At 67.1% G+C, this 22,415-nt stretch carries 20 protein-coding genes; 4 read left to right on the top strand and 16 right to left on the bottom strand.

Annotated features, from left to right (window positions below; all coding sequences use genetic code 11):
• Positions 1-17: 17 nt before the first annotated feature.
• A complete protein-coding gene (locus OG326_RS08935; protein ID WP_327144130.1) occupies positions 18-1,016 on the bottom strand; it encodes an AurF N-oxygenase family protein in 999 nt (332 codons plus the stop codon).
• Positions 1,017-1,165: 149 nt separating this feature from the next.
• Between OG326_RS08935 and OG326_RS08930 the strand changes: the two genes are divergently transcribed.
• Positions 1,166-1,729: a PadR family transcriptional regulator gene (locus OG326_RS08930; RefSeq protein WP_327144129.1), complete on the top strand. Its 564-nt coding sequence runs from the start codon at positions 1,166-1,168 to the stop codon at positions 1,727-1,729.
• Positions 1,730-1,748: 19 nt separating this feature from the next.
• Here OG326_RS08930 and OG326_RS08925 read toward each other — a convergent pair whose 3' ends face one another.
• The 8 genes from OG326_RS08925 to OG326_RS08890 form a co-directional block, all read right to left on the bottom strand.
• Positions 1,749-3,260, bottom strand: coding sequence for a hypothetical protein (locus OG326_RS08925; protein WP_327144128.1), 1,512 nt, complete (start codon positions 3,258-3,260; stop codon positions 1,749-1,751).
• A 3-nt stretch (positions 3,261-3,263) separates the two neighbouring features.
• Positions 3,264-4,079, bottom strand: coding sequence for an alpha/beta fold hydrolase (locus tag OG326_RS08920; protein ID WP_327144127.1), 816 nt, complete (start codon positions 4,077-4,079; stop codon positions 3,264-3,266).
• Positions 4,080-4,200: 121 nt separating this feature from the next.
• Complete coding sequence (locus OG326_RS08915; RefSeq protein WP_327144126.1) at positions 4,201-5,604, bottom strand: hypothetical protein; 1,404 nt, start codon at positions 5,602-5,604, stop codon at positions 4,201-4,203.
• 15 nt (positions 5,605-5,619) lie between these two features.
• On the bottom strand, positions 5,620-6,453 hold the full coding sequence (locus tag OG326_RS08910) for an ABC transporter permease (protein ID WP_327144125.1): 834 nt from the start codon (positions 6,451-6,453) through the stop codon (positions 5,620-5,622).
• Positions 6,450-7,409: an ATP-binding cassette domain-containing protein gene (locus OG326_RS08905; RefSeq protein ID WP_327144124.1), complete on the bottom strand. Its 960-nt coding sequence runs from the start codon at positions 7,407-7,409 to the stop codon at positions 6,450-6,452. Before OG326_RS08905 ends, OG326_RS08910 begins: the two co-directional genes overlap by 4 nt.
• The gene (locus OG326_RS08900; protein WP_327144123.1) at positions 7,406-8,680 is read right to left on the bottom strand and encodes a glycosyltransferase; all 1,275 of its coding nucleotides are present in this window, start codon (positions 8,678-8,680) and stop codon (positions 7,406-7,408) included. Before OG326_RS08900 ends, OG326_RS08905 begins: the two co-directional genes overlap by 4 nt.
• A gap of 3 nt (positions 8,681-8,683) precedes the next feature.
• The gene (locus OG326_RS08895; RefSeq protein ID WP_327144122.1) at positions 8,684-10,168 is read right to left on the bottom strand and encodes a condensation domain-containing protein; all 1,485 of its coding nucleotides are present in this window, start codon (positions 10,166-10,168) and stop codon (positions 8,684-8,686) included.
• 97 nt (positions 10,169-10,265) lie between these two features.
• Positions 10,266-10,670, bottom strand: coding sequence for a hypothetical protein (locus OG326_RS08890; RefSeq protein WP_297620653.1), 405 nt, complete (start codon positions 10,668-10,670; stop codon positions 10,266-10,268).
• Positions 10,671-11,096: 426 nt separating this feature from the next.
• Between OG326_RS08890 and OG326_RS08885 the strand changes: the two genes are divergently transcribed.
• From OG326_RS08885 to OG326_RS08875, 3 genes are all read left to right on the top strand, one after another.
• Positions 11,097-11,378, top strand: coding sequence for a hypothetical protein (locus tag OG326_RS08885; protein ID WP_327144121.1), 282 nt, complete (start codon positions 11,097-11,099; stop codon positions 11,376-11,378).
• Between the two features lie 164 nt (positions 11,379-11,542).
• The gene (locus OG326_RS08880) at positions 11,543-12,553 is read left to right on the top strand and encodes a poly(ethylene terephthalate) hydrolase family protein (RefSeq protein WP_327144120.1); all 1,011 of its coding nucleotides are present in this window, start codon (positions 11,543-11,545) and stop codon (positions 12,551-12,553) included.
• Positions 12,554-12,591: 38 nt separating this feature from the next.
• Positions 12,592-13,989 carry a serine hydrolase domain-containing protein gene (locus tag OG326_RS08875; RefSeq protein WP_327144119.1) on the top strand — a complete coding sequence of 466 codons (1,398 nt, stop codon included), beginning with the start codon at positions 12,592-12,594 and terminating at the stop codon, positions 13,987-13,989.
• A 144-nt stretch (positions 13,990-14,133) separates the two neighbouring features.
• Here the strand turns inward: OG326_RS08875 and OG326_RS08870 are convergent, their stop codons facing one another.
• The 7 genes from OG326_RS08870 to OG326_RS08840 all read right to left on the bottom strand — a co-directional run bounded on the left by OG326_RS08870 (position 14,134) and on the right by OG326_RS08840 (position 22,376).
• Entirely contained in the window at positions 14,134-15,936 is a 1,803-nt protein-coding gene (locus OG326_RS08870) for an AMP-dependent synthetase/ligase (protein WP_327146423.1), read from the bottom strand.
• A 189-nt stretch (positions 15,937-16,125) separates the two neighbouring features.
• The gene (locus OG326_RS08865) at positions 16,126-16,638 is read right to left on the bottom strand and encodes a MarR family winged helix-turn-helix transcriptional regulator (protein WP_327144118.1); all 513 of its coding nucleotides are present in this window, start codon (positions 16,636-16,638) and stop codon (positions 16,126-16,128) included.
• The gene (locus tag OG326_RS08860) at positions 16,638-17,642 is read right to left on the bottom strand and encodes a pyridoxal phosphate-dependent aminotransferase (RefSeq protein WP_327144117.1); all 1,005 of its coding nucleotides are present in this window, start codon (positions 17,640-17,642) and stop codon (positions 16,638-16,640) included. Before OG326_RS08860 ends, OG326_RS08865 begins: the two co-directional genes overlap by 1 nt.
• Positions 17,643-17,652: 10 nt before the next feature.
• Entirely contained in the window at positions 17,653-18,669 is a 1,017-nt protein-coding gene (locus tag OG326_RS08855) for a 3-oxoacyl-ACP synthase III family protein (protein WP_327144116.1), read from the bottom strand.
• A gap of 2 nt (positions 18,670-18,671) precedes the next feature.
• Positions 18,672-19,331, bottom strand: a complete 660-nt coding sequence (locus OG326_RS08850; RefSeq protein WP_327144115.1) for an SRPBCC family protein — start codon at positions 19,329-19,331, stop codon at positions 18,672-18,674.
• On the bottom strand, positions 19,328-20,989 hold the full coding sequence (locus OG326_RS08845) for a thiamine pyrophosphate-binding protein (protein ID WP_327144114.1): 1,662 nt from the start codon (positions 20,987-20,989) through the stop codon (positions 19,328-19,330). Before OG326_RS08845 ends, OG326_RS08850 begins: the two co-directional genes overlap by 4 nt.
• 292 nt (positions 20,990-21,281) lie before the next feature.
• Complete coding sequence (locus OG326_RS08840; protein WP_327144113.1) at positions 21,282-22,376, bottom strand: Lrp/AsnC family transcriptional regulator; 1,095 nt, start codon at positions 22,374-22,376, stop codon at positions 21,282-21,284.
• Positions 22,377-22,415 lie beyond the last annotated feature (39 nt).

The raw sequence follows: 22,415 nt of genomic DNA, 5'->3' as shown, positions 1-22,415 counted from the left end.
GTTATTGCGAGTAACGTCTACTCTGCCCGGGTACGGTCCGGTTCCGAGCGATAACGCGTGGTCGAACCGCCGATGCCGAGCACCCTCCACACCGTCTTGGACACCGGATTCATCAGGCCGATGCGCTTGGCCAGCGCCCGCACATCCCCGAAGTACCCCGCGAAGGTCTCCTTGGAGTCGGATGATCCGAAGAACACCTCCTTGCGCACCTGCGCCGGAATGCCGAACTCCCGGAAGAACGCGCGCGGCGGAATGATGATCGCCCGGCCGCCGATCCACATGACGATCGGGAAGGCCAGCGAGAGCACCAGCTTCTCCAGCGGATTCGTCTGCGGCACATGGTGTTCGAGGAACTCGTGCGCGAAGGAGATATGCCGCGCCTCCTCGGCGATATGAATCGCCATGACACCGCGCATGATCGGATGCACCTGCTCGCCGGCGCGGAGGATGGACTTCTGGATGTGGTCGATCGGCTCCTCACCCGACAGCACCGCCATGAAGAACAGATTCGGGAAGATCGACGCCAGCGGCGGCACCACATAGGTGAGCCGTTTGAGGATCGGCCCCATCCCCGGCACATCGATCCCGATGCGGTTCACCATCTCCTGGAACATCAGGGTGTGGTTGCACTCCTCGATGACCTCGTGGGTGCAGTAGCGGAATTCGGGATCACCATTGGCCAGCTTGAAGGTGTGCTGCACCATGCCGCCGATGAGCAGCGTCTCGAACTGCAGGCCCACCTTGGCAATATTGGCCTGGCGCCACAGCCCGATCTCGATCTTGCGAGCCTCGGACAGGGCCTGATACCAGGGATGCCGGGCGAACATATCCCCGGCCTCGGGCAGAATCCAGCGGCGGTCACGCGCGTCCACCGCGAAATCGGGGCTGTCCCAATCGATATCGGTGAAAGGATCGAAGTGCTTGTCGACCGAGCCCTGCGACAGCAGCAGCACCTTCTCGGCATACTGCTGTGCGAGTTCGACCGTGGGATCGGCTTTTACGGGTGCTGACGCCATTGTCAGGGCCTCTCAGGAGTGACTCAACTAACTGTTCCCCATGGTTACATCTACATTGGCGGGCCGTCAACAGCGGGAGCCGCTGCGGTAACTCCCCGCACCGCAACGGACATCACGGTGATAGCTGCGCGAGCACATAGGGTGAGTTCATGCTGGACATCCTCATCCTGGGCATGCTGAGCCTGCGCCCGCTCTCGGGTTATGACCTCGGCAAGTGGATGGACGGTCCGGGGCGCTTCATCGGCTACCGGGTCTCGCTGCCGCAGGTCTATCGCACGCTCGGCAAACTCGTCGATCGCGGACTGGTCGAATTCGACGTGGACGCCCGGGCCGGTAAACCCGATGCCAAGGTGTATCGGCTGACCGAAGCCGGTCGGCAGGCCCATCTCGACTGGGCGCGGAGCCCGTACGAACCGGCGCCGCGGCCGATGGACCCCGACTTCATGCTGCGGTTCATATTCGCCGGAATGCTCGGGCGCGACACGGCGATCGCTGTGCTGCGCACCGAGCTCGACTATCGGCTGGCCCAGGTGCGCACCCCGACCCGGGTCGGTGAGCTCGAGGGTGCGCTCGCACCCATCGGCGAGATCGACGCCGGCTGGACCGGCCAGGTCCTGCGGGCGGCGCACGAGCAGGGGCGCGCCTCCACCGCCTCCTATATCGGCTGGCTGCAGGTCACCCTCGCCGATTTCGAGAATCGCCCCGAAGACTGATCGACACCCGAGGGCCGATTCACGCCGTACGGAGCACCGCCAGCGAGTACGGCGGCAGCTCGATATCGGCGGAAGCCGCTGCCCTGGACTCGGATACGGTGTCGCCCGGGACGAAGGCGGGGGCCGCGGTCGGAGCCGCCGAGTAGACGGACACGTCCTGTGCACCGATCAAGCTGGGCAGCAGCGTGATTCGCAGCGACCGATCCGAGGCATTGATCAGAATGCCGGTGGTTCGTCCGGCCGTGGACAGCTCGACCCCCGTGAATGCCTCCGCCGCACCGGCGTACACCGGCATGAGCAGCGCTGCCGGCGCCTCGATGCCGGGATCGAGGTGCAGTGCGCGGACCTGGGTGCCGTCCGCCATGCAGTGGTAGATCGGCGTCAGCGCGAAGTTCAGCGCGGTGCGGCCGTACCGCTCGGAACCGTTCGATCCATCCGAAATCAGCGCGTGCAGAGCCTGATTGGTGGTTCCCCCGCCGCCGGTGTCGGCGGCCGGCGCACCATTGAGCGCGCAGTGCAGGACGGCCATGCGGGTTCGAGGATCCGCGAGCGCGCGCAGCGTGAACGAGGCCACGCTCAGACCCACCGCCCAGGTCTGCCGCACCTTCGGCAGGCGGTCCAGCGGCGGTGAGGCTTCGCGGCCCATCTGGTTGTACTCGGTGTACCAGACCTCCAGTCCGGACGGCACCTGCGACAGTGCCCGCTGCATGAGTTGCGTCCACGCCACCACGCCACCGCCGGCGGTCGAGCCGATATCGGCCGCGACCGGATCGACGATCCAGTACGGGTGGAACACCACGGCGTCCGCGCCGCGAATCGTCTGGTACAGCAGACGATTCCACGATTTCAAGCGCGGGCTCGCCAGTGCGATCGGTGAGGAGTCGTCGACCGCCGCCACCGCGATCCGGGCCTGCGGGAACTCCCCGCGAATGGCCACGATCCAGTCGTTCATGATCCGGGCGTAGTCCGCACCGGTCGGGAAGGCCGCGACGTACTCCGGCAGCGGAACCCAGAGTTCATTGCCCAGTTCGACATAGCGCACCGGCAGACCGAGCCGCTGGGCCTCCCGCAGCATGGCCAACTGGTCGTCGACGGTGGAGTTCAGCACGTTCAGGTCGAAAATCGGTGTGGCGCCGGTGCGCCGGAGGATCTCCGCCCAATCGGTGAGCAGCAGCGGCGGGCGGCCGTCATTGCTGGCGAAATCGTGGCCCGACTGCTGCTGGAAAAGACCTGTGCGCCAATCGATCCACTGCGAGGTGGTGCCACCCTGCACACGCACCAGGCCCGGCCCGACCGCGGCGAGCGCGTCCAGGAAGGCGGGATCGTGCCACTGCCGGGCATTCTCGGCTGAAATGATGCGAGCGCCGTTGACGCCGAAGAAGTCTCGATCGACCGTGCGCGCAGCGGTATCGGAGGTCAACCGATACGGCGTCGCTGCCGATCCGGCGGGCGCGGTACGAGCCACGGTGTACAGCGCGGCCCCGCCCAGCACGCCCAGGGTGAAGGCCCGACGGCTGATGTTCTCGCGCATGGGCTACTTCCGATCCTCGTTCGGGGTGCAGCGCAGAGCGGGATGCCGCACCGGATCGAGGGCATTGAGCACCAGATCGACGGATCGGGGGTCGGTGGACTCGGCGATATGTCCCGCGTGATCATCAGGGCAGCCGTCCTGAAGCACGATATTGGTGACACCGGGCGCATCGATGAAGGCCGAGGTGTAGGGCGTCACCAGCTCGTCGTCCCGGCTGGCGATCATGGTGTAGCGCACGCCGGGCGCAACCATCGGACCGCTGTTGAGCCTGGTCAGATAGGCGGAACCGGCGAGCATATCGGTCAGCGCCGAGGTGTTCGGCGGTATGACGGGGGCGACCAGCGGCGCGATATCGACCCCGGCCACGGTCTTGCCGACACCGTATTGCGGGCCGCTGACGGCGACCACCGCGCGCACCGGATTCACCGGGCGGGCAGTGAATTCCAGGCTGGTCGCCCGGGCGATCAAGGCGCCCTGCGATTTACCGACGACATCGACGGAACTCGCGCCGTTCAGCTCGGTGATGCGATCCACCGCCGCGGCGAAGTAGTCGGCCGACACCGAAATCGGTTGCTGGGAGTCGTATTCGAGGCCGTAGACGCAGCGGCCGTCATCGAGCAGCGCCTGCCGCACGGGGCCGAGACTCTTCTCCACCGAGGCATTGGTGCCGTGGATCAGCAGCACCGGCGCATCAGCGTGGGTCGCGCAGGCGGTGAGAGTGTCCAGCGGTGTGGCGGCCTGCGGCGCCGCGGCGGCCGTACCCGCCTGGGTGAAGCCGGCGATCGCCAGTACGGCGGTGATGCCCGCGATGGTGCGCACGAGATGTTCCTCCTGGGCAGGGATGTGTGTAGGCACATATTCGACTGAGGTTCCCGGCGATGCTACCCGAAGAAACTTAACAATCGATATGTACCTACACACATATACCGAGGATTTGCCGCTACGACCAGAACGTCGGGTGCAGCCCCCAAGCCCTGAATTCCGCCGCCACGCACTCACGCAGGGACTCCCTGGTCGGGAAGCGGTCCGGGTCCGCACCGGTGATGGCCAGCGTGACGGTGTCGCCGTCGCTGGACCAGGACAGGTTGAGACCGACCTCCACGCGGCGGAACAGCTCGGTGTCATTGGTGCAGACCACCGGTCGCATGAGCACCGAGCGGGCGCGCACATCACCGAGGGTGGCCACCGCGCGACCGGTTTCGCCGAGGTTGGTGCACAGGCATTCGGGGGCCTTGGCGGTGCGGGAGAAGCGGTCGAGCACAAAACGCGGCAGCATCATCTGCACCGGCTGCAGGTGTTGCAGCGCGGGCGTGGTGGCCGGATCGGCGTAGGCGCGGGCGGCCCGTTTCACGGCCACACGCACCTCCGCGAGATCGGTGAGCTCACCGGCGCGGTAGAGCACGGCGATGGGCAGACCGGTGGTGGCATTACCGCGGGGGTCGCCGGGCACGCGCATGGAGTGCGGGATGTCGACGCGGATGGTCGAGCCGTCGGTAATGCGGCCGGAGCGGCCGAGCATGCCGACGGCGACGCCGATCATCAGACCGTTCGCGGTGCCGTCGTGCATGACCGCGACCGAATGCCATTCGGGCAGGCCGACTTCGACAACCAGATCGGCGGCGGAGTGCCGATCCGGCAGCGGGAGCGCCGGCTCGGCGGGGCGCGTATTGCGCGCGGGTTCCTTTACCGCGCGGGTGGCCACCGCCGCGCGCACTCCCTGTGCCGCAGCTTGCAATTGGCCGAGCGCGTCGCCGATATGCCTGCGATACAGACCCGGAGGTGTACCGCCCACCAGCCCGCCCGAGCTCGTCTCGGTATCGAGCGGAGCGCCGATATCGAGGCGGTGCATGGCATCGCCGACCGCGTACAGCACCGCACCGCCGTCCGCGCCGACATGGGAGGTGACCAGGGACAGCAGCATGCCGCCGGTACTGGTCGGCGCGGCCGAGAGCCGCCAGACCCGGCCGGTGCGCGGATCGAAATCCACCTGGCTCTGCGCGAAAAACCAATCCAGCACACCGTTTTCGGCGACCGGCTCGGTCTGTCGCGCCAGTGGGATGGAGTCGGCGGCGGGCACCCACCAGGGGCGGGCGAACGGCACCGCCGTCGTCCGGACCCGGCGGGCCAGGAAGCCGTGTGCCAGATGCGCGTGGAACCGTTGCAGCACAGCGGGATGCACGGGTTGGTCGAATCGCCAGGCCAGCTGGTTGACCAGTGCGTTCCCATACAGGTCGTGCAGTTTCAGGAACAGGTCGTCGTCGGCGGTGAGGCGGTTCATGCGAACCGGAGCGGCCGCATCGGGCGCGGCGGTGCGCGGGCGGGCGGGGGCGGTGGGAGCGACCATGATGGTTCCTCCGTTTCAGCGATTACGCAGGGTACGAACGGTCAAGGGGGCGAAGACGATCGCGACGAGCAGTGCGGCCAGCGCCGACCAGACGAGGTCGGATCCGGCATGGCCGGTATCGGCGAGAGTGCGCACGGCCGCCACCAGATGCGAGACGGGGTTGTAATCGGAGACGTGCCGCAGCCAGGCGGGCATGGCCTGCACCGGCACCAGGGCATTGGAGGCGAAGCTGAGGAAGGTCAGCACCAGCATGGACATGCCCTGGACCGCGGCCGGGCGGGCCACGGTCACGCCGATGAAGGCGAAAATCCAGCTCATGGCCGTGGTCGCGAGCACCACCAGCAGCGCGCCCGCGATCAGGCCGCCGGGGTGGTCCGGCCGGTAGCCCATGCCGAATCCGACGATCAGCACCATGAGCGCGGCGATCACGTATCTTGTCGCACCCGCGACCAGAGCGCCGGTGACCGGGGCTGATCGCGCGATCGGCATGGAGACGAAGCGGTCGAAGACGCCGGAGCGAATGTCCTCCGACAGCTGCACGCCGGTGGCCACCGAGGACGTCAATACGATCTGCACCAGCACGCCCGGAATCAGCGTGGGCAGGTACGCGTGCATACTGCCGGCGATGGCGGTGCCGAAGACACTGCCGAACAGCAGCGGGCCGATGATCGGCAACAGCACTGCGTCATAGAGCAATTGCGGGCTGTGCCGGAAGGTCAGCATGCCGCGCTTGGCCATGGTCAGCGATTGCCGCAGGGCCGCACCGATTCCGATGTGCACCACGGTGGGGACCCGCTCGATGCGCGGCGCGGGAACGGCGGGCGCCGGAGCCTCGGTGAGGACGGTCATGAGAGTGCCCTCCTGTCTGTCGAATGCTGGGTGAGGGCGAGGAAGACCGAATTCAGATCCGGGCGGTCCACGGCGAAGCCGCGCAGGCGGATACCGCTGGTGCGGCAGGCGGTGAGCACATCGGCGGCACTGTCGATATCGCGCAGCGGAACCGTGAGCGTGGCGGGTGTATCCCCGTGCAGCGGAGTGACTCCGGTAATGCGTTCGACGGCCGCATCGGCCAGCGGGCGCTGCGCCGCCTCGACGAGGTCGATGCGCAGCATCTCCTCCCCGAGCGACGACTTGAGTTCGCTCGCAGTGCCTTCCGCGACCACGGTGCCGTGATCGATGACGGCGATGCGGTCGGCGAGCGCGTCGGCCTCCTCCAGGTACTGGGTGGTCAGCAGGATGGTCGCGCCGCGATCCACCAGTCCGCGCACCACCGTCCACATGCGTTCGCGGGTGTGCGGATCGAGTCCGGTGGTCGGCTCGTCCAGGAAGATCAGGGGCGGCAGCGTGATCAGCGTGGCCGCCAGATCCAGCCGGCGGCGCATACCGCCGGAGAAGGTGGCCACGCGCCGCCGGGCGGCAGCGGTCAGTTCGAATTCCTCGAGCAGTTCGTCCGCGCGGCGGGCGGCGGCCCGGCGGGTCAATCCGAGCAATTGCCCGAACAGCCGCAAGTTTTCCAGCGCCGTGAGGTTCTCGTCCACCGCGGCGTACTGGCCGGTGAGCCCGATCATGGAGCGCACGGCCGTCGCCTGCCGCACCACATCGTGCCCGAACACCTGCGCACTGCCGCCGTCCGGCCGCAGCAGCGTGGCGAGCATGCGCACCACGGTCGTCTTGCCCGCGCCATTGGGGCCGAGCAGTGCGAATACCGAGCCGGCGGCGACCCGCAGGTCCACCGCGTCCACGGCGGTGAGCGAGCCGAAAGTCTTGCCCAGCGCCTGGGTTTCGATGGCATTCTCGACGCTCATCGATCACCTCCGATCTTGAGGGTGGTCACCGGATCGTTCGGCAGCGATGCCGGATGATCCAGTGGCGCAAGGGATTCCACGACGGTCGCGGCACGGGCCACGCCGTCGTCACGAAAGCGCATGCCGTAGGCCGAAGCCCGCAGCACGACGGTCGGGTCGGTGGCTCGAATCAGCAGCTGCTCCACCCGATCCGCGGTCACGTGCGCGAAGGGCAGGGTGGCGCCGAGACCGAGCGTCTCGAGTTGCCGGCCCCAGAACGGCTGATCGGCCTGGACCGAGCAGATCACCGAGGGCACACCGGCCCGCAGTGCCGCCGCCGTGGTTCCGGCGCCACCGTGATGGATCGCCACCGCACACAGCGGCAGCACCGCCCGGTGGTCGAGCTGGGCGACCACCGCCACATCGGGACTGATACCCGCGCGGAACATGCCGCCCGCCAACAGCAGTCGCCTGCCCTGGCGGCGGCAGACCTCCCGCACCATCCGCTCCACCTCGAGCGGATCGGTCATGGGCATCGAACCGAATCCGGCGTACACGGGAGCGTCTCCGGCCCGCAGCCACTTCGACAGCTCACCGTCCGGGAGCACCGCTGCTCCGTCCGCATCCGGAACCACCGGAAAGCCGGTGACCGGCGCATCGCCGAGCTGGACCTCGAGCCCGGGAAACAGCTCGGCGTCGTACGCCTGAATTGCGGTGGACACCACCGGCTTCGGATCGGCCTCGCCACGGCGCAGGGCCGCGATCTCCGGAGCGAGGGCCCAGGCGCGGGTTCTGGTCAGCGCATGCCAGCCCAGCAGATTGAGCACGCCGGGGACCCGGCGGCCCCAGGCGGCGGGAACCACCGGGACGGCCCGATTGGGCAGGATCGGGAAGAAGTGCATCGCCGCCGAGGGCAGGCCTCGTCGCCTCGCGACCTCGGCGGCGACTTCCTCGCATGCCATACCGGTGACGAGCAGGTCTGTGTCACTGGAGATGTCCAGCAGATCCCGCGCGGCCTCGGAGAATCCGCGCCGTTGCAGATCCCGTAGGGCACGTACCCGCTCGATCGGGTTCCACGCGGCGAAGCGGCGATCTGCCTGCTGCGCGCGCAGTAGCTCCGCGCTGTCGAGACCGAACGACACGGCCGAAACCCCGTGCGCGGCGGCGAACTCGACCAGATTCGGCGATACCGCGACCGTCACCCGGTGCCCTCGGTTCGCCAACTCCCGGCCGAGCAGCACACCCGGTTGTGCGTCACCCCGGCTGCCGGCGAATGCGAGGAGCACCTTCATGGGTCAGCCCTGCGCCGGAGCCGAAACCAGCTGCGGCACGGGGGTATTACCCACCACCGGCGGTCTGCCGTTCACGACAGGAGAGGAGGGCGCCCTGCTGACATCCGGTACAGCAGGGATCGCGAATTCTCTGATGGCGCGGGTGAATTCACCGAGGAACCGATCCATCTCCGCGGTGGGGAAGGCCGCGGGGAAGCGGGTGGACAGGCGCAGTCCGTCGGCGGCGCGAACCACCCAGAAGAAGACCTCGTCACCTGAGTAGGACTCGGCCCGTAGGGTGTGGCCGCGCAGGGATTCGACGAGTTCGTAATCGGGCAGGACACGGATATCCAGGAACGAGATGCCGAATCGCGGATGATCGGTGCAGTTCAGCAGTTCCAGCGCGCGCGTCCAGGTGGCGTCGTTGGCGACCTTGGTCCGGCGCAGTTCGGTACGGGTTGTTTCCAGGGCACTGTCGAGATCCAGATCCGGTGCGAGCGTGAGGTCGAGGGGGACGACATTCACGAACCAGCCCATGGATTCGAGCCACTGGAGATCCGGCCGGGTGGCGATCGGCATGATCGCCCGCATGGAGATGTAGCCGAAGGTGCGGCGGTAGGCGATGGCCAGTGCGGTGAAGACTGCGACGGACAGCCGGTGTCCGCGCGCCGCGACCGCCATCTCGATATGTTCGAGTTCGCTGAGCGACAACAGTTTTCGCGAGATACTGGTCTGCGGCAGTGCAGAGGAGGTGGTGCATCCCGGTGCGATGGCGGGTTCGAATCGGGGCAGCATGCCGCCCGATCCGTCCAGGAACCTCCGCCACAGCCGGACGGATTCGCAGCCGGTGGTGAGCGCGGCGGCGGCGGTGCGCTCCAGGGCCGCGAAATCCGCGGCACTGCCGAAGGTGGCCGATTCCCGCGCCGGTTCGCCGCGAGTCACCGATCGGTAGAGCGTGCGCAATTCCAGAATGACGATGGCCTGCGAATACGCGTCCATGACCGAGTGGTCGGCGGCGACCAGCACGGTGAAGTCGGCGGTGTCGGTGTGCTCGACGGTGGCGAGCAGGCAGTGCGGCCACACCAGCGGGGAGAGGCGCAATTCCAATGCGTCGCAGAGGTATTCGCTGATCACCTCGGGAGCGGTGATGCCGGGCACCGGCAGATCGGCAATGGTGACAGCCGCCGCGGCGCAGACCAGCCGCTGCGGTTCGGGATCGGCGTGGGTCTCGAGCGTGGTGCGCAGGCCCTCGTGGCGGGCGTGCCACAGTCGCACGGTCTCCCGCCACTGTTCGGCGTGGAACGGCGCGTCCATTTCGAAGATCGTGCCGATCCAGCGGCCTCGGCCGGGCCGGGTGTCACCGGCGTCGGTTTCCTGGCAGTGCCGGACATGCACGCTGGTGAGCGGCCTTTCATCCGGCGTCCACGCATGGCCGGGGGCGAGCTCGGGGTGCCAGAGGGTCAATGCGCCGGGGCGCAAAGCAAATTCGGACAGGTGTGTGTATTCCATATCGACGTCCCTCATCGAATTTCATGCCAAGCGGTCGAGCCGTAGAGATTTCGTAAAATCTCGGCCTTTAATTCACGCTGCGGCGAATTGGAAGCAATTAGCGACCGGAGGAGCCCGCACCGGCTGCGGCGCTCCCGGAACCGAGTGCCTGTGCGAGCGTTCCGCCCGCCTGTGCGGATCCGCTCGCGGCACCACTGCCGGTACCGAGCAGACCGAGGACCGAGCCGGGCCCGGGGAAAAGTCCCGCGAATGATCCGGCCGCGCCGCTGCCGGTGCCCAGGGCCCCGAGCACGCCGGAGGCCGTGGAACTGCCGGTACCTGCGGCGGCACTGCCCGTGCCGAGCTGCGGCAGGACCGATTGTGCAGTGCTCGAGCTGCCCGCGTCGGCGGGAGGCGAGACATCGCCTCCCGCCGGTGCGGCGGTAGCCAGGGCAGGCGCGATGAATGTCAGTGCGGCGCCGGTGAATACGGCAGCGGCACGAATGACGAAGGGTGCTTTCATTTGGCCTGAAATCCTTTCGAACCTTCACCAGTTGGAGCTGTGCGCCGAAGAATGGCGACTGGGCTGACAAACAGAGTGGGAAGTGCTGCGGCGACACTGCCGAGAATGGCGCCTCCGAAACGGGCGCGAACCAAGAACATCACCGAAATTCGATCACCGCAACAGACAGACGCGCTAACAGTTGGTTAACGAATTGTTCTCGAGCCTTTCACTGTGCTCCACGCCACTGAACTGCGAAATTGGTCCGTCATTCACTTTGACCGTTTCCAGCGCGCGGAATTCGATGAACGGAAGCACAATCCCGCCGCGACCCGGCAGGAGCTGTCCCGAGGTTGACCATTGCCGCCAATTCCGAATCGTCTGGGACACTTGGGGCGAGGATTCTGGCACCGTGGTCGGCAACCCATCTCGACGAGGAGATACCCAGTGCCGCAACCCCTTCTGACGCAGCGCATCAGCGACCGCGTGCGCACCTCCCCCGCCCCGGTCCGCATCGCCTGGAGCGCCCGCATCCGGTTGCACGAGGGCATCGAACAGGTCATCACCGGAATACAGCGCCTGCACTACGGTTTTCGCGACACCGTCGCGTGGCCGCTGCTCGCCCGCCGCGGTGTCGGCGAGGAGCGTCTCGAATCCGCCCGCGCCCTGCACCACCGCGTCTTCGACCGCCTCTACGACTCCGCCCGCACCGCCCACTGGTACGTCTGATCGATCACACAGGACCACCGGATATGCCCGGAGCGGGGGCCATGGGCAGTGCTCCGGTTCGCAATCGGCGGCCATTGTGTTGTGCGACACTCTCCGTTATCCTGCTCTGAGACCAGCCGGTTTCACAAACTGCGGCTTGGGGCAGGGACGGAAGGACCTCGACGATGAGGGTTTTGGCACCGCGGCGCGCCGTGGCGACAGTACTGGCCGCGGCGACCGTATTCGCCTGCTCGTGGGGGGCGACGGCCGCGGCCGATGAGCCCGCGCCCGCGGCGACGGCGCAGAGCCTCTACGGGGGTATGGGGACCCATCCGGTGGCGACCGCGGTGCGGACGAATCCGTGCCAGGACTCCGTCGTCGGCATGTTCCAGCACATTGCCGTGCACCTGTTCGGCAATACCGACGATATGACCTGTACGCAGGCGTTTCCGAACGGACTCGAATCGCCGGCCGGCGTGAACACCTACTATCCGGCCGATATCGCCGATCTGGGCAGTGCGCCACTCATCGTGTTCACGGGCGGGATCGATGCCAATCCGGGGATGTACGACCGGCTGGTGCGGCAGTGGGTGAGCAATGGGTTCGTCGTGACGGTGCCCTACGAGTGGTTCAACTCGCTGGCCTATGTGCCCGCCGCCGGATTGGCCGTGGCGATCGGGGCCGATCGTGATCCGAATTCTCCGCTGTTCCAGCGAATCGACCTGTCGCGCACCATCTTTGCCGGGCATTCCGCCGGTGGCGGTGCGGCGCAGCAGATTGCCACCCTGCTGCCGCCGGTGGCATCGGCCATCGATCCCGCGCTGCGGGTGGCGGGCGTGCTGGCCATCGAGCCCGGACCGGTGGCGGTCGGTGCGCTGTTCGACGCGCCGACGCTGTACCTCACCGGCTACAACGATTTTGTGGTGCCGGACTTCGCCTGGGTGCGGTGGTGGCAGTACAACGTGACGTTCAATGCGCCGGCGTGGATTGCCGATGCGCGTGGCGTCAGCCATTTCTCGCCGGTCGACGGAATCGAGAACTATCGATCCGCCGGTACCGCGGTGGCGTGGCTGCGGTATATCGCCTTCGGCGACGAGACCGCGAAGCACTTCTTCGTCCGACCGGATTGGGCACTGCCCAGCGACACAACGTATTTCAGTGTCGAGCGCAATGCGCTCGCGAACGCACTCCACTGAATCACGTTCCCCGATAAACTCTTTCGACAAGGACCGTCATGAACTCTCGCCGACGCTGGATGGGTGGTGTCGGCGCCGCCCTCACCATTGCCGCATGCACCCTCGTCTCCCCCGTCGCCGCGGCCGATCCGGCCGCGAGCAGCTGCGCCGATCCCGCGGGCGCCGACGCCTTCGGGCGCAGTGATCCGGCGGCGGCGGGTATCGATCCCACGGCGCTGTCCGATGCCATCGACTTCGGTTCCAGCAAGGGCGCCTACGCCATTCAGGTGTATCGGCACGGTTGCCTGGTGGGCGATCGCACCGGCACCGGAAATCTGCCACTGCCGCTGGCCAGCGCCTCCAAGGGTGTCGCCTCGGTAGCCATCGGGCGGGCCATCACCATGGGGTATTTCAGCCTCGACGATCCGCTCGGAAAGTTCTTCCCGCAGGCCGATCCGGCGCACGCGGCGCTGACTGTGCGCCAGGTCCTCAATCAGACCACGGGATTGCGTTTCAGCTGGGCTGCCGATATCGCGGGGATCGCCACCGACGAGGTGCTCCAAAACCTGGAAGCGCCTTTCGCTTTCGAGCCCGGCACCACTTTCCAATACAGCCAGGCGGTGCTGGTGCTGCTGCCCAAGATCGTGGAAATCACCACCGGCATGGACTTCCAGGACTTCGTGCAGCGGGAACTGATGTCCCCCTTGGGTATCGACCGCGGCAATTGGATCTGGTTGCGCGATCGCAGCGGGAATACCGCGGTCAACGGCGGGATGGCCATGCGCGCGGACGATATCGCCCGCCTCGGCCAGCTCATGCTCGACAACGGCCACTGGGGTGATCGGCAATTGATCGATCCCGACTACATTCGCCAGGCGCAGCAGCCCACCGCGGCCAATGGCGGCTACGGATTCCTCTTCTGGCTCAATGCCGGTGACTCCTACAAGACCGCCACCGTGCCCACCGCCAAGGTCTTCGAGCACGCCATGTTCCCCGGCGCCCCGCGCGATCTGTACTCCTTCGTCGGCGCACTGGGCCAGTTCGTCGCCATCATCCCCAGCCGCGATATGGTCATCGTCCGCCTCGGCGTCCCCGCGGGCATCGACCCGAACAATGTGCAGACCTCCCTCGCGGCCGAATCCAATCCCGACAACAAGGAATTCCTCCGCCGCGTCACCGCATCGGTCTCCGACGTCCCCGCCGAGCCCTACGACGAGCCGTACCACTACAACGATAATTTCGGCCCGGTGGTCGGCAGCCTCGACGATCTCGCCTTCTGGACCGACCCCGCGCAGGTGGCCCAAATCCTGCTGGGCACCGGCCCCTACGCCTCCGGCAACTGCAATATCCTCTGGTGCAACGGCAAACTCGTCCCCCAGGACATCTTCGCCGCCACCCTCGACACCGGCGCCCAACTGGCCGCCGCCCTTCTGGCCCTGAACCACGGCCAGCGCTAGCCCGCCACAACTCGCACCGAACGCGACCCCGTCACCCCGACGGCTGGCGCATCACCTACCGCAAGACCAGACAGCCCGCGTCCACACCGGACAGCGCCGGTGAGGGCTGTCGGGTGGGTACGCGGGCTGTGTGGTGCGGGCGGATCAGGAGTAGATGGCGGCTACCTCGGGGGCGTACTTCTCCAGGACGACTGCGCGTCTGAGGGAGAGTTTGGGGGTTAGTTCGCCGGTTTCCTGGGTCCAGTCGGCGGAGAGGATGCGGATCTTTTTGATGGACTCGGCTTTTGAGACCTTGGTGTTGGAATCGGCCACTGCGGCTTCGATTTCCGCTACCAGGGCGGGGTTGGTGGTGAGGGCTTCGATGGTGACGTCGGCGGGGATGCTGTTGCGGTCGCGCCAGCCGGGGAGGGCGTCGCGGTCGAGGGTGATGAGGACGCCGATGAAGGGCTTGTTGTCGCCGACGATCATGCACTGGCCGATGAGGGGGTGGGCGCGGAGGGTGTCTTCCATGGGGGCCGGAGAGACGTTCTTGCCGGCGGCGGTGACGATGATTTCCTTTTTGCGGCCGGTGATGGAGAGGTAGCCGTCGGCATCCAGGGCGCCGAGATCGCCTGTGTGGAACCAGCCTTCGGTAATCGCTTCGGCGCTGGCGGCGTCATTGTGCCAGTAGCCGTCGAAGACCACGGAACCCCGCAGCAGGACTTCGCCGTCGTCGGCAATGCTGACCGCATTGCCTTCGATCGGGCGGCCGACGGTGCCGACTCGCATGTGCGACACCGTATTCACGGTAATGGCCGCACTGGTCTCGGTGAGGCCGTAGCCCTCGTACACGGGGACGCCGATGCCACGGAAGAAGTGGCCGAGGCGCGCGCCGAGCGGACCGCCGCCGGAGACCGCGCCGGTGCAGCGACCACCCAGGGCGGCACGGAGTTTCGAGTAGACGAGCTTGTCGAAGAGCGCGTGCTTCAGGCGCAGCGGCAGACTCGCGCCGCCGGACTCCTGCGCCTCGCTCCAGGCGATGGCGGTATCCGCGGCCAGATCGAAGATGCGCCCCTTACCGCTGTCGTGCGCCTGCTGCTTCGCGCCGTTGTAGACCTTCTCGAACACCCGGGGCACGGCCAGGATGAAATCCGGCTTGTACGAAGCGAATTGGGTGGTCAGGGTGGACCAGTCGGACGTGTGCGCGACGGTCACCTTGGCCGCCAGCGAGCCCACCGCGATGGCACGCGCGAAGACGTGCGCGAGCGGCAGGAACATGAGGGTCGTCTTGCCCTCGGCGAGCAGATGCCGCAGCGCGATCTTGCCGGACAGCGACTCGGCCAGCAGGTTCGCGTGCGTGAGCACCACACCCTTGGGACGGCCGGTGGTGCCCGAGGTGTAGATGAGCGTCGCCGCGGAGGCGGACCCGACCTGGGCCCGGCGCTCGGCGAGCACGCTGTCGTCAACGGCGGCACCGCGTTCGACGAGCTCGTCCACCGCACCCGCATCGATGCGCAGCGTCTCGAGCAGGTCGGCCGTCGCGATATCGGCGACGGTGTCCGCATGCCGCTCGTTCTCCACGATCAGCAGCTTCGTGCCCGAATCCTCGACGATCCAGCGCGCCTGATCGGTCGACGAGGAATCGTAGATGGCGACCGTGCACGCCCCGGCGGTCCAGATGGCGTAGTCGATGAGCGTCCACTCGTACCGGGTCGCGGCCATGATGGCGACCCGATCCCCGGCCTGCACACCGGAGGCGATGAGCCCCTTGGCCACCGCCCGCACCTCGGCGGCGAACTGCGCGGCCGTCACATCGCTCCACCCGTCGGTGGCGGGCCGCTGGAAGGCCACGAAATCCGGCGAATGCGCGGCGAGGCCGTCGACGACATCGGTCAGCGCCGCACCCTCGGCGATGGCGTACGACGCCGGCGCCTCGAATTCGCGCTGTGCAACCGAGGTTGATCCCATCTGTCCCACGACCTCTCTCCTCCGACCTGCCCGGACCGCATCGTCCGGCACGCGGGCACACTCTCGCACGGCCCCCGAACCAGGACCAATTCACAATGCTGGTGCGGTGCGCCGTGGATCACAATGTGCCCGCGAACACCACGGACCGCACCGGAGTGTGCCCCGGACCAAAGAACCGGCCGGGCAGGCTCAGCGAGCGCGGGCCGCGGTGACCATGGCGTCGAGCCGCAGTCCCAGGGCGTTGACCTGGTCCCGGAGCGCCTCGATATCTTCCAGCGGGATGCCGACGGAATCCAGCACCGCGTGGATCATGCGCTGCGCGGGCCCCTGCAATTGCTGACTGGCGGGGGTGGCGTGCAGCACGACCGCACGCCCGTCCGCGACGCTGCGCACACTCTCGACCAGGCCACCGGCCTGCAACCGCTGTACCAGCGGCGAGAGGGTGCCGTAGTCGAGGTGGATCTGCTCGCCCAGCTCCTTCATGGTGATGCCCGGACGTTCCCACAGCGTCAGCAGCACCAGGTACTGCGGATAGGTGAGTTTCATATCGTCCAGGAAGGGACGGTAGGCAGCGGTCATGGACCGCGACGTGGAGTACAGCGCAAAGCACAGCTGTGCACTCAGCGACAACAGTGCGTAGTCGATCTCCTCGTCCGCTCCGACCCGGTGCCCTGCGGGTTCGGAAGACGGATTTTCTGACATTACTGCACTGTACTGCGCACGGTATGGAGAACCGCGTCGGTGGCCACCCGGTCGCCCACGGTGATGCGCAAACCGGTCGGATAGTGCTTGACGTGGATGTTCGCCCCCGCCAAGGCGGTTCCGACCCGATCGATATCCGGGCCGGGCAGGGTCAGATAGGAGAAATTGGCGTAGCTGTCGGGTACGCACAGGCCGAGCTCGCGCAGTCCGGCGGTGAGCCGGCGCCGATGCTCGCCGATGACCGTCACCCGTTCGGCGATCTCCGGTTCCGCCGCGTAGCAGGCCCGCACCGCGACCTCGGCGAGTGCGTTCATGCCGAAGGGCAGCTGCCAGCGGGCCACCCGCTCGATCAGCGCCGGAGCGCCGACGGCATAGCCGACCCGCAGTGCCGCGAGCCCGTATGCCTTCGAAAAGGTGCGCAGGACAAGCAGATTCGGATGCTCGTCGAGCAGTGTCAGCACGTCGATGCGCTCACCCGGCGCGACAAAATCCACATACGCCTCATCCAGCACGACGGTGACCGCGGGCGGTATCCGAAGCAGGAACTTCTCGAATTCCGGTGGCGTGATGAGTGTTCCGGTCGGATTGTGCGGACTGCACAGCACCACCAGCCGGGTCTGCTCGTCCACCGCCTCGGCGATGGCGTCCAGATCCTGCCGCCCGTCCAGCATGAGCGGCACCGTCACCGGTCGACCGCCGGCCATGGCCGTCAGGATCGGATATCCGTCGAAGGTCGGCACCGCCATGACGACACTCGAACCGCCGGAACCGAACTCCTGCACGATATGCATGATCACGCCGGTCGCCCCCGCGCCCACCACTATGCAGTCGGGTGCGACGCCGAGCCGTTCGGCAATGAGCCGGGGCAGGCGCTGCGGCAGGAATTCCGGATACCGGTTCGCGGAGGAGAGTGCGGCCGATAGTGCCTCGCGGACGGAAGGCGGTGGGCCATAGGGGTTTTCATTGAGCTGTAACTGATGCCCGATCCAGGCGAGGGGAGCCATCGTCGTTATCTCAGCGTCCGCCCCAGCGCACCGCGGCAGCCGCCGCGAAATCGCCCGCATGCGCGAATCCGGCCAGCATCACCAGCGATCCGGCGGCGACGCGGCCCTCGTCGACCGCACGGTCGAAGGTGACGGGAATGCCCGCGCCGAAAAGGTTTCCGCACTCGTCGAAGGTATCGGGATGCCGTTCCTGCGGCAGTTGCAGCGCATCGCGCCAGTTGCGCAGGAAGGCCCGGTTGGGCTGATTGGTGATCAGCAGATCCAGCTCGCTGGAGGGGACGCCGAGCCGCTTGCATACCGCCAGCGCCACCTCGGGCACGATCTTGTTACCGCGGCCGAGCACCTTGGCGATCTTGGATTCGGTGAAGCCCACATGCATCTGTCCCGGCCCGGCCTCCCAGTACTTGCGGGGCGGATCGGCGAGCACGGTCATCTGTCCCGCGAACTGCGGCAGGTGCCGGGTCTCGATATCGAGAATCGGCGAATCACCGTTCTTCACAAGCAGTCCCGCGCCCGCCCCGTCACCGGGAATGGCGGCCTGCGGCTTACCGCGCACCTGCTCCTGGGTGAAGATCTGACCGGCCGCGTTCTGGATATTGACGATGAGCGCCGCCTTGGCATCGGTGCTCACCATGATCTGCCGGGCCAGCTTCATGGCGTGCACGAAGGCCGCACAGCCGCCATTGTGCAGATCGATCAGCCATTCGGGATCGATGCCCAGGCGCGCGGCCACTTCACCGCCGTTGCCGACAATGGCCGTCTCCGGCAGCTGGGTGTGCACGATCAGAATGTCGATGTCGCGCAAGATATCCCGGCCCTGGCGGGCGAGCAGCGGGGCCACCGCGCGCTCGGCCATATCGGCGGGCGACTCTCCCGGCGCGATATGGTGACGGAACTTCGGCGACTTGAACATGATGTTCGCGGTGACATCCTCCGCATCCGCGTACTGCGCGAAATAGTCTGCGGGAACGATTGTTTCGGGTAGATACCCGGCGACATCGATGAGGCTGACGGTTTCGGTGCTCATACTCAGTTCATCCATTCGGGCTTGATCGGCTGGCCGTTGGCGTGGCGGTGCTCGCAGATGGCCTTGAGGTTGCGCAGTTCCAGCAGATGACCGGCGGCGAACAGATGCCAGAAATCGCCGACCCACACCGGGCGATCCGCCGGCGCGGTCTCGGGATACGCGTTCTCGTCGTAGAAGGGGTGGTGGCAATTGGTCCACAGCACCACCGAACCGGGCTTGTTGAACAGCAGCTGCGCGTCCACCACCCGCATCAGATAGATCATCCACAGGTGTTCGCCCTGGTCCCAGGCACAGTGGTAATCGACGGTGCGGGTCTCCCGGCTGGATTCGGTGCGGGTGTAGATGCGGGTGTTCGAGCCGATGCGGTCATCGGAAACCCACAGGTCCGGCTGATCGGTCCGCTCGAAACCCCGCATGCTGTAGGTCCATTCGCACAGACTGCGGGTATCGGAGAGGTATTCGAAGACCTCGTCCGGCGGGGCGTCGATGTATTCGTTGACCGTGCAGTAGTCGCCGAAGACCTCATCGTGCGGATACACCGCGCGGGTCATATCGAGCACCATCGGCATGCCCTCCTTGAGGGTCATGGTCTCGATGCGATAGACGCCCGGGATCTCGAGGTGCGGCACTTCGACGGGTTCGGCCTTGACGGTGTCGGTCATGCGGTGAACTCCTTCAGGAAGGGGGCAAACGGTGGTAGTTCGTCTGGGTCGCAGAGGATTTCGATGAAGACGGGTCCCACTTCGTCGTGGGCCTTGTCCAGTGCGGTCTCGAATTCGGCGAGCGTGGTGGCGGTCCAGGCGGGCAGCCGGGGGTACATGGCGGCCACACCCGCGCCGATATCCGCGGGCCGGAAGCGGTTGAAGCTGTAATCGCCGGAGTAATAGACCTGTTCGCGCGTCACGCACATGGCGTGCGCATTGTTGTTGAAGATGACGAAGGTGACCGGGGCCTGGTATTCGACAGCGGTGTGCACCTCGTTGCCGTGCATGAAGTACGCACCGTCACCGGCGATGACGAAGGTCCGGCGGCCGCGGCCGAGAGCGCTGCCGATACCCGCGCCGAAGGCGTAACCCATACCGCCCATACCGAGCGCGATGAGGAACCGGCCACCCTCGGGCGCGGGCAGATGATGTACCACCGCCGCACCGGTATTGCCCGCATCGGCGACCACATCGGTGCCGGAATCCAGACGGGCGGCCAGCGCGGTCACGGCCTCGCGGTAGCGCACGCCCGGCCCACTCGCCGGCGGCGGCTTCAGCTCCGGCAGTTCACTCGTATTACCCTGCGCCGCACCGGATCCCCGGTGCGAGGTATGCACCGCGCACTCCAGCAGCCGATGCCGCAGCGATCCTCGCACCCGGACGTGGGCCGGTACGAAGGGTTCGTCGGCGCCCAGATGCAGCACCCGCGGGCAGGCGGCCAGCGCCGCGTCCAATCCGGCGCGCGCGGTGATCGGCAGCGCCGCGCCGGCCAGTACGCACAATCCCGCACCCGCGACCAGCGCGGGCGCGTGCGGATGTCCCATGACACCGGTGACACCGGCAAAGCGCGGATGCCGGTTCGGGAAGGCATCCTTGGCATCGGGGGTGACCAGCACCGAGGCGTCCAGGGCCTCCGCCAGCGCGGCGAGTTCGGCCCGGGCATTCGCGCGGGCGATCTCCGGCCCGGCGATGATGACGGCGGGCCCCTGCCCGGCCGCCAGCAGCAGTACCGCGTCGGCGTCGAGCGGTGCATCCACCGGCGCGGGCTCCGATACCCCCGCACGATGCATCCGGCTCGGCGCCGGCGCCGCCTGAATATCCTTGGGCAGCAGCAGAACCGCCGGTCCACCGGCCAGCGCAGCCTCGATAGCCCGGTCCAGCTCGGCGTGAATATCCTGCGGCCGAGTCACTTTCACGCAGCTGCGGCTGACCGCTCCGAAGATCCGCTCGGCGTCGAGCCGCCCCGCGCCGCCGCTGGTGTCCTGGAAGGCGCCCCTGCCTTCCAGGACGGTCGGCGCCTGGCCGACCAGAGCCAGCACCGGCACCCGCGAGTCATAGGATTCGGCCAGTGCCGCAAGCAAATTCATGGCACCCCCGCCGGAGGTGGCGGCCACGACGCCGAGCCGGTTGGTGGCGCGGGCATATCCGTCGGCCATGGTGGCGGCCCCGAACTCATGTTTGGCGACAATGCCCGTCATGAGCTCCGGGCGGCGCTGCACCGCATCGTAGATGTCCTCGATATTGGCTCCGCCCACTCCGAAGAGGTGCTCGGTGTATTCGCCCAGCCTCGCCACGATGACGTCGGCAACGGTCTCGACTGCTCCACGTTCGGACACAATTCCCCGTTTCGAATTACATTGCCCCCGATACATCGTCCACAATGTATCCACGATCAGTTGCCTCCCGCAATGTGTTGCAGGTCACATATTGCCTGAAAAGCGCTGGTACACAGCAACTTCAGGCGCGCGAAAGCCCCATTGAGCGAAGTCCGGTAGGGCCTCGATCCGGAGGTGCTGCCCTCCGCATCGGCCTCGCTGCCGCAACCGGTTCGCGATCACTCATGAGGTTCAACGATGTGGGCGGCGGTCGGGTTCAATCCGACCCACAGAAGTTCGTTCGGGTGTGCCCCTATGTTGCCCGGCCCGCAACCAGGGACGGCCAGACTGCGAAGGGCACATGTCCGACGGCGCGGCCCGCCGGGCTCAGCAGCCTGCCCATACGTTTGAGGGCGCGCAGCGTGAGCTGCCGCTCGGTAATGTGCAGATTCGGAAAGCTTTGCGCCAGACGGTTTTCCAGGAGGATGCATTCGTGCTGCGTGCGCAGCCAGGCAATGATCAGCACATTGCCGGCATCGGTGGTGGCCGCACACAGCCGAATCTCGGGCCATTGCGCGAGCTCGGCGCCGAGCGCGTGCAGTTCGCCGGCGGGCAATCGGGCCCAGAAGTTGGTGTTCACCGTCCACCCGGCGGACTGCTGGGCGAAGTCGCAGCGGATCAGCAGGCGGCCCGAACGGGTCATCTCCACGAGACGGCGGCGCACCGTCGTCTCACTCAGACCGGTGTCCTGGGCGAGGTCGGCGGCGCTGCGGCGACCGTCGGCCGACAGCGCCAGCACCAGGTCCCGGTCCCCCGCGCGGGTGCGCGGGGGCGGGAACGGCGAACCGCGCCGCGGCTGCGGTCCGTCCGTGAGCAGGGTGCGCTGGACGGGATCGAGCGCCTGCGGCCGCCACTGCCCGCCCTCCACATAGATGTGCAGGCCCACCGAGACGCACACCTCGGCCACGCCGCGCAGCCCACCCAGGAAGTCGACCGCGAAATCGTCCAGGGCGGCAAGGTCTTCGGCGGCCACCGAGAGTTGCAGCTGATAGCGGCCGCTGGTGCGCTCCACCGAGAAGATGTACGGACTGGCGCACACCTGCTCGGAGAGTGCGGCCAGCGCCTCGGGCCGGCAGCGCAGCCGGACATAACCGACGATGGCGAACTCCATGCCGTAGGCCGTCAGCCAGGCCAGACCGGCGTCGGTGAGCCGCTGCCAGCGGCGCGCGGCGGTGGTGGCGTCCAATTCGAGGGAGGCGCCGATACGGGTCCAGGACGCACGCGGATTGATCTGCAGCGCGTTCACCAGATCCAGGTCGGTCTCACCGAAGGGCGCCTGGGCGGCGGATTCCGGCGTGAGTCCATCCGGTATGGCGATATCCGGCGTTTCAGCCATATTCTCGGCCATGGAGGTCATTGTGGCATTCGCGCGTAGAGGCCGCGTCAG

It is taken from the genome of Nocardia sp. NBC_01327 (assembly GCF_035958815.1).
Taxonomy (GTDB): domain Bacteria; phylum Actinomycetota; class Actinomycetes; order Mycobacteriales; family Mycobacteriaceae; genus Nocardia.
The sequence above is the reverse complement of the archived record's forward strand: the minus strand, read 5'-3'. Positions and strand labels throughout refer to the sequence as shown.